General features: G+C 70.7%; 5 protein-coding genes and 3 pseudogenes. All 8 read left to right on the forward strand.

The features are described 5' to 3' along the window. The first annotated feature begins 418 nt into the window (after positions 1 to 418). Positions 419 to 1,294, forward strand: coding sequence for a universal stress protein (locus ACGFNK_RS45625; RefSeq protein ID WP_386336968.1), 876 nt, complete (start codon positions 419 to 421; stop codon positions 1,292 to 1,294). Between the two features lie 60 nt (positions 1,295 to 1,354). Further along, positions 1,355 to 1,723 (forward strand): annotated as a pseudogene (locus tag ACGFNK_RS45630) (glycoside hydrolase family 65 protein); the annotation flags it as partial. Further along, positions 1,703 to 2,326: a potassium channel family protein gene (locus tag ACGFNK_RS45635; RefSeq protein WP_393427320.1), complete on the forward strand. Its 624-nt coding sequence runs from the start codon at positions 1,703 to 1,705 to the stop codon at positions 2,324 to 2,326. The pseudogene ACGFNK_RS45630 and the gene ACGFNK_RS45635, both read left to right, overlap by 21 nt. Before the next feature lie 119 nt (positions 2,327 to 2,445). Further along, positions 2,446 to 3,003, forward strand: a pseudogene (locus ACGFNK_RS45640) (HAD-IC family P-type ATPase); the annotation flags it as partial. Positions 3,004 to 3,037: 34 nt separating this feature from the next. Next, positions 3,038 to 5,083 carry a cation-translocating P-type ATPase gene (locus ACGFNK_RS45645; RefSeq protein WP_393427314.1) on the forward strand — a complete coding sequence of 682 codons (2,046 nt, stop codon included), beginning with the start codon at positions 3,038 to 3,040 and terminating at the stop codon, positions 5,081 to 5,083. 129 nt (positions 5,084 to 5,212) lie between these two features. After that, the gene (locus ACGFNK_RS45650) at positions 5,213 to 5,632 is read left to right on the forward strand and encodes a CBS domain-containing protein (RefSeq protein WP_393427317.1); all 420 of its coding nucleotides are present in this window, start codon (positions 5,213 to 5,215) and stop codon (positions 5,630 to 5,632) included. Positions 5,633 to 5,755: 123 nt separating this feature from the next. Next, positions 5,756 to 6,505, forward strand: a complete 750-nt coding sequence (locus ACGFNK_RS45655) for a glucose 1-dehydrogenase (protein WP_393427323.1) — start codon at positions 5,756 to 5,758, stop codon at positions 6,503 to 6,505. Positions 6,506 to 6,561: 56 nt separating this feature from the next. Further along, positions 6,562 to 6,645: pseudogene (locus ACGFNK_RS45660) on the forward strand (IS5/IS1182 family transposase); the annotation flags it as partial. Between the last annotated feature and the right edge of the window lie 295 nt (positions 6,646 to 6,940).

Below are 6,940 nucleotides of genomic sequence, written 5' to 3' on the forward strand. Positions count from 1 at the left end.
GCGGTCGGCCTTGCCGCCCTCGTTGTAGACGCGCTCGTCGATCTCGAACGACACCTCGCGAGCGAGGGACATGAGCTGCTCGCGATGCTCCTTGGTCAGGGCGCCGAAGACGCCGGTCCTCGCAACCACAATGGTCTTCCCTTCTCCATGACCTCGAAGTGGAGGCGGGCCGTATCCGGTCACGGACGTCTCACCAGGCACGGACCCAGGCCAACGCGAAGGCAGTGGCGGCGATGCCGAGTGGCACCCAGCGCTGTGTTCCCGGCCACATGACTCCACGATCGTCGCAAATCGGCATGGTGCAACCCGGGCCGAGACCTCCTGCGAGAGTCCAGCCACGTGTCGCGATGGCCCCGGGGCGGTGCGACGGTATTCACAGGGGGCTTCGCGGTGGCCGGGCAGGAAGGCGGTAGGAACGATGGAGCTCCCGCTGGTCGTGGGTGTCGACGGATCGGATCCCAGCCTGCAGGCCGTGGACTGGGCGGTGGACGAGGCGGCGCGCCTCGGGCTGCCCTTGCGTCTCGTCTACGCCTCTCTCTGGGAGCGGTACGAGGGAGGCCGTCCGTCCTTCAGCACCGATCGTCCGTCCGAAGAGGTCATGGCGGAGCACATCATTGCGTCCTGCGGGGAACGCGCCCGGCTGCGCAACCCTGAGGTGAAGGTGTCGAGCGAGGTGCTGCCCGACGGCGCCGTGTCCGTGCTGCTGCACGCGGCACATGAATCCTCTGCCCTGGTCACGGGCTCCCGTGGACGCGGCGAGGTCGCCGGGATGCTGCTGGGCTCGGTCAGCCTCACGGTGGCCGCCCGTGCCACCTGCCCGGTCATCGTGGTCCGCGGTGCGGAGCGGAATCGGCAGGGTTCCTTCGGCCGGGTCGTGGTCGGCGTCGGCGACTCCACCGAGGGCTCGGCTGCGCTGCGGTTCGCCTTCCACGAGGCCGAGGCACGCGGCTGCGCACTCAAGGCCGTACGGGCCTGGCGCCGCCCCGCCCACGAGCACGTGGACAGCCCTCTGATCGCCGATGATGCTGCACGTGCCCACGAGGAACGGGCCTCCACTCTCCTCACCGACGCACTGCGCGACGCCGAACGGAGCCACCCGCAGGTCGAAGTGCGGCGCCAAGCCGTCGAAGGCCCCGCCCACAAGGTCCTCCTGGACGCCTCGGCCGACGCCGACCTGGTGGTTGTGGGTGCGCTGAGGCGGCACGGCCACTTCGGTCTGCAGCTCGGCAGGGCTGCCCATGCCCTGCTGCATCACGCCGAGTGCCCGGTGGTCGTCGTCCCGCAGCGGGTCTGAACTCCGGCGCGCGTCGCATGTTCCTGCACATCTCGTGACGGGAGAAGGCGAGGGCGACGGATGTCGGAGTGGACCTGGGAATACGAGGGATACGACCCCGCCGCCGAGCGGTTGCGCGAATCGTTGTGCACGCTCGGCAACGGCTGCTTCGCCACCCGCGGTGCTGTGCCCGAGAGCAGGGCGGGCCTGGTGCATTACCCGGCCACCTACGCCGCCGGGATCTACAACCGCCTGGAATCCGCTGTGGCGGGGCGACGGGTGGTGAACGAGGACCTGGTGAATCTCCCCAACTGGCTGCTCCTGCGGTTTCGTCTTCGTTCCGCCGACGGATCGGTGGGCCCGTGGTTCTCTCCCGACGCACGGCAATTGTTCGACTACCGGCACACATTGGATCTCCGCCGTGCCACGTTGCCCGGAGCGTTCACCTTCTCGCCCGGTTCCAAGGCGGCGCAGGAGCCGGCGCTACTCGACTCCCTGTACCTGTCGCTCGTCACGGTGGCCACCTTGGGGCTGGGTGACATCGCACCCGGCGAGAGCTGGCTCCGCCTGGTCTCACCGTTGGAGGCCCTTGTCGGCTTCGCGCTTCTCACGGCCACGGTCCCCTGGGTACTGGAGATCTACCCGGCGCTGACCCGCCGGAGGGTCCTGGCCATCCGGCTGGCGCTGCTGCGCGACTCGGACCCGTCGACCCAGCAGATCGACTGCACGGCGGGGGCGTTGCTGCTGGACAGCCTGGCCACCGAGGTCGTACGTGTTCGTATCGACTTCACCCAGTACGCCGAGGCGTACTACTTCCACGACGGGGAGGATCACGCGTCGCTGGCGGCCATGGTCGGCTACGCCGACGCCCTTGCCCAGCGCGGACAGGCAGGGCGGAGGCCGGAGGTGCGACTGGCCGGTAACCTGCTCGCCGGTGCGCTGAAAGACCTCGCCGCCATCCTCGACCAGCGTTTCCTCCATAGGGGCGGAACACCCACGGAAGTGCTCGCCGCGTACGCCGCCGACCACGGCCGCAGCCGCGCGCAGCCCTGAGCAAGGGGGCACTCTGAGAGGGCAGAGGGCCGTCTCTCGGGGCGGTGGCCGGGTACACGACGGGAGCGGTTGATGGCACCCAACGCACGGAGCTGGCCGGACGCGGCTCCGCCACGGGCGTGAACCGGCGCAGCGGCAACCGGAGGTCCGCCCCGGAGGAAAACCGGCTCTGGGGCGCGACTCCCGCCACCGGGCTGTCGTCGGACGAGGCCACGCGTCGACTGGCGTTGCACGGGCCCAATGAGATCCCCTCGGAGCCGCGTACCCCGGTGTGGCGGCGGGTGCTGCAGCAGCTGCGCGATCCGCTGATCCTCGTCCTGCTCGTCGCTGCCGCCCTGACGATCGCCACCGGCGATCTCTCCGACGCCGCCGTGATCCTGCTCGTGATCACCGTGAACACGGTGGTCGGCGTCGTGCAGGAGGTACGGGCCGAAGAGGCGGTGATGGCCCTGTCCGCGATGAGTGCCCCGGCCGCCAGGGTGGTGCGGGGCGGTGAGGAACGTTCCATCCCGTCGGCCGAGGTGGTGCCGGGCGACCTGGTCCTGGTGGCCGAGGGAGACATCGTCCCCGCGGACGCGGACGTGCTGGACGGGGCGTTGCTGCTGGCGGACGAGTCCTCGCTGACGGGTGAGTCCGTTCCGGTGGAGAAGACGCCCGACAGGGACGCGTCGCGCGGGGCGATGGCGGCGGGTACGGTCATTGTCCGCGGCCGTGGCCGCGCCGTGGTCACCGCCACCGGGGGCCGAAAGCGCGCTCGGCCGGATCGCTTCCCTGATGGGCGCCGTGCCCGGCCTGACTCCGCTGCAACACCGCCTGGCGAGGTTCGGCCGGACTCTGGCGGCTGTCACCGTGGCGCTGTGCGCGGTGGTCCTCGCTCTCGGGCTGGTGCGGGGGCAGCCCATGGAGCTGATGATCGTGGCGGCGATCAGCCTCGCCGTCGCGGCCGTACCGGAGTCCCTGCCCGCCGTCGTGACGCTCGCCCTCGCACTGGGAGCCAGGCGGATGGCGGACCGGCACGCCATTGTCCGCAGGCTGCCCGCCGTCGAGACCCTGGGCTCTGTCACGGTGATCGCCACAGACAAGACCGGCACCCTGACCGAGGGCCGGATGGCCGCTGAGCAACTGTGGACGCCACTCGGCGAGGGAGCGGTCGTGGGTACGGGCTACGACCCCGAGGGCCAGGTCGTCCGCGACGGCGAGAGGGTGACCCCGGGCAACGGACCCGACCTGGCGGCGCTCCTGCGGGCCGCGATGCTGTGCAACGACGCGGCGCTGGAGCCCCCGTCGGACCATTCCCCGGACTGGAGCGCTCTCGGAGATCCCACCGAGGCCGCCCTGCTGGTGGCCGGAGCCCGCCTCGGGCTGGACCGGGCGGCGCTGGACCGCGAACTGCCGCGCCTGGAGGAGATTCCGTTCGACAGCGACCGCAAGCGCATGACCACCGTGCACCGCCGCCCGGAGGGCGGAGTGCGGGTCGCGTGCAAAGGAGCGCCGGAATCTATGCTCGGGCCAAAGACCCTGTCCGACGACCATGAGCTATTCGTCCGAGCGGCCGCACGGGCGGAGGCGTTGGCACGCCGTGGGTACCGGGTGCTCGCCGTTGCCTCGGCCGACCACGAGGACACGGCGCAACGGCCCCCGACCTGGGAGTCGGGCCTGTCGCTACTCGGCCTCGTCGGCATCCTGGACCCGCCCCGCAGCGCGTCCGTGCCGACGATCACCGCCTGCAAACGGGCCGGCATCGTCCCCGTACTCATCACCGGCGACCACCCGCTGACCGCAGGGGCCGTGGCCGACCGCCTCGGCATCGCCTCCAGCGACGAGGAGGTCACCACCGGCGATCGGATCAGGGAAGGCACAGCCGGTGATCTGACGGGCGTACGGGTCTACGCCCGGACCACCCCCGAGCAGAAGCTGGACATCGTCCAGGCGTGGCGGGGGGCCGGGCACGTGGTGGCGATGACGGGGGACGGCGTCAACGACGGCCCGGCCCTGCGTCAGGCCGACATCGGCGTCGCCATGGGCCGGCGCGGCACGGAGGTGGCGCGCCAGGCGGCCGATCTGGTGCTCGCCGACGACAACCCGGCCACCATCGTGTCCGCCGTCGAGGAGGGACGCCGGGTCTACGCGAACGTACGCCGGTTCCTGCTCTACGCGCTCGCGGGGGGCACCGCGGAGATTCTGGTCATGCTCCTTGGCCCCTTCCTGGGGATGCCGCTGCCGCTTCTGCCCGCGCAGATCCTGTGGATCAACCTGCTCACGCACGGCCTGCCAGGCGTCGCTCTCGGCGCGGAACCCGTTGACCCGCACACGATGCGCAACTCGCCCCGGCCTCCCGAGGAGAGCGTGCTGGGGGCCGGCCTGTGGCCGCGGATCCTGTTCATGGGGGCCTTCGTCGCCACTGTGACCCTCGTGGTCGGCGTCTGGGCCCGGGAGACCGGGCGCCCCTGGCAATCCATGATCTTCCTGGTGCTCGGGGCGACCCAGCTCGGTGTGGCCCTCGGTTCCCGGGCTCGCCCGGGCAGCCTGGCCAACCCATACCTGCTGGTCGCCGTGGGGGTGGCACTGAGCCTTCAGGCCGCCGGTGTCTATCTGCCACCCCTGCGGGACCTGTTGGGTACGGAGCCGCTTCGGCCCACCGATCTGGCGATCGCCGCTGTGCTGTCCGGCCTCGGGCACGTCGTCATGCGTCTCCAGGCGCGGCTGAGACCGGAACGCCTGCCGAAGGCGGGTCTACCGGCAGCCCAGGGACGTTGAGTGACGTGCGCGCCTGTTCCCGGCATGCGCACGGGAGGCGAGGAATCCACACTGGTCTGGAGGAGTGCCGGCCTGGGTGGGCCAGGCTTCGTCGGCTCACGTGGACAGCGACGCTCGAAGGAGACGACTATGACCACTGCCCGGGAGATCATGCACGCTGGCGCCACCTGCATCCGGGAGAACGAGACGCTTCAGGACGCGGCGCGCAGGATGAAGGAACTGGACGTCGGAGCCCTCCCGATCTGTGGCGAGGACGACCGGCTCCACGGGATCATCACGGACCGTGACATCGTGGTGAAGTGTCTCGCCAAGGGCAAGGACCCCAGGACCGTGACCGCGGGCCAACTGGAGCAGGGCAAGCCCATCACGATCGACGCCGGGGCCGATGTCAACCAGGTCCTTCAGGCCATGGAAGAGCACAAGATTCGCCGACTGCCGGTCATCGACAATCACCGCCTCGTCGGCATGATCAGCGAAGCGGACCTCGCCCGTCACCTGCCGGAGGACCAGGTGGGCCATTTCGTCGAGGTCGTCTGCGCGGCCCCCTGACCGACCCATCGGTCGTCGTCCTGCGGCCCTTGAGACCGGACGTGTCATGCCGTCATGCCGAGTCGGTCACGGCCGATGCCGCTCCTACGGATCTTCGTCGAGGCACTGGTTCAGGAGGTCATGATGGGACGTCTCACCGAGCGGGTGGCGATCGTCACCGGTGGAGCCAGGGGGATCGGCGCCGCTGTGGCACGTCTGTTCGCGGCCGAGGGCGCGGCCGTGGTGGTCGCCGACGTCCTCGATGCCGAGGGGGAGAAGCTGGCGGCGGAACTCGGTGGCCCGTCCCGCTACGCGCACCTGGACGTCAGCACCGAGGACGGCTGGCAGACGGTGGTGGCAGAGACGGAGCGGGAGCTGGGCCCTGTCTCGGTGCTGGTCAACAACGCCGGCATCCTTGCGTGGGGAACCATCGAGGAACAGACCCTCGAATCCTTCCGGCGGGTCATCGACGTCAACCTCCAAGGCGCCTGGCTGGGTACGCGTACGGCGGCACCGTCGCTTCGCCGGGCCGGCGGAGGCGTGATCGTGAACATCTCCTCCATCGCCGGCATCACCGGCTATGCCGGCATCGGATCGTATGTGGCCAGCAAGTGGGGACTGCGCGGGCTGACCAAAGCCGCGGCCCTGGAATTGGCCCCGGACGGGATCCGCGTCTGTTCGGTCCACCCCGGTGCGGTGCGCACGGCGATGACGGCCGACTTCGACGACTCGTTCACAGCCGGACAGCCCCTCCCGCGGTTCGGTGAGCCCGAGGAGGTTGCCCGTATGGTGCTCTTCATCGTCGCCGACGCCACGTTCTCGACCGGCGTGGAGTTCGTCCTGGACGGCGGTGTCACCGCCGGCCCACCGACCGTCCTCACTCCCGCTCGCTGACATCTCATTCACCGACGTGGTGGCGCAGGACTACTTCGACAATGGCCCGCAGGCCCTGGGGGGCTTTGCATCGCCGCCTCGCCCGCGACTACGAGACCCTGTCCGCCGGCTCCGAGGCCATGATCCACATCTCCTCGATCGGCTTGGGCGAAGACCTCTCCCCGTTCCAGCACACGCCCCTGCTCCCGGCGGACGACCTGACCATCGCCCCGCTGGCTCTCCTGGCGGTGATGGCCGTTGCCCTGACAGCGGTCGGGCTGCTCGGGTTCCGCCGCCGGGATCTGGGTGGCGCGGCGGCGCCTTGACCACCCCGTTCATGACGGTCGGGGGGGGGGGGGGGGGGGGGGGGCCCCCCCCCCCCCCCCCGGCGGCGGGGGGGGGGGGGGGGCGGCCCCCCCCAACCCCCCCCCCCCCCCCGTGGCCAAGCCCCCGCCC

It is taken from the genome of Streptomyces sp. NPDC048825, assembly GCF_043198355.1.
GTDB classification, from domain to species: Bacteria; Actinomycetota; Actinomycetes; order Streptomycetales; family Streptomycetaceae; genus Streptomyces; species Streptomyces xiangluensis.

Coding starts and splice junctions, on each gene's coding strand:
- ACGFNK_RS45625 (WP_386336968.1), top strand. CDS start 419: ATGGAGCTCCCGCTGGTCGTGGGTGTCGACGGATCGGATCCCAGCCTG.
- ACGFNK_RS45650 (WP_393427317.1), top strand. CDS start 5,213: ATGACCACTGCCCGGGAGATCATGCACGCTGGCGCCACCTGCATCCGG.
- ACGFNK_RS45655 (WP_393427323.1), top strand. CDS start 5,756: ATGGGACGTCTCACCGAGCGGGTGGCGATCGTCACCGGTGGAGCCAGG.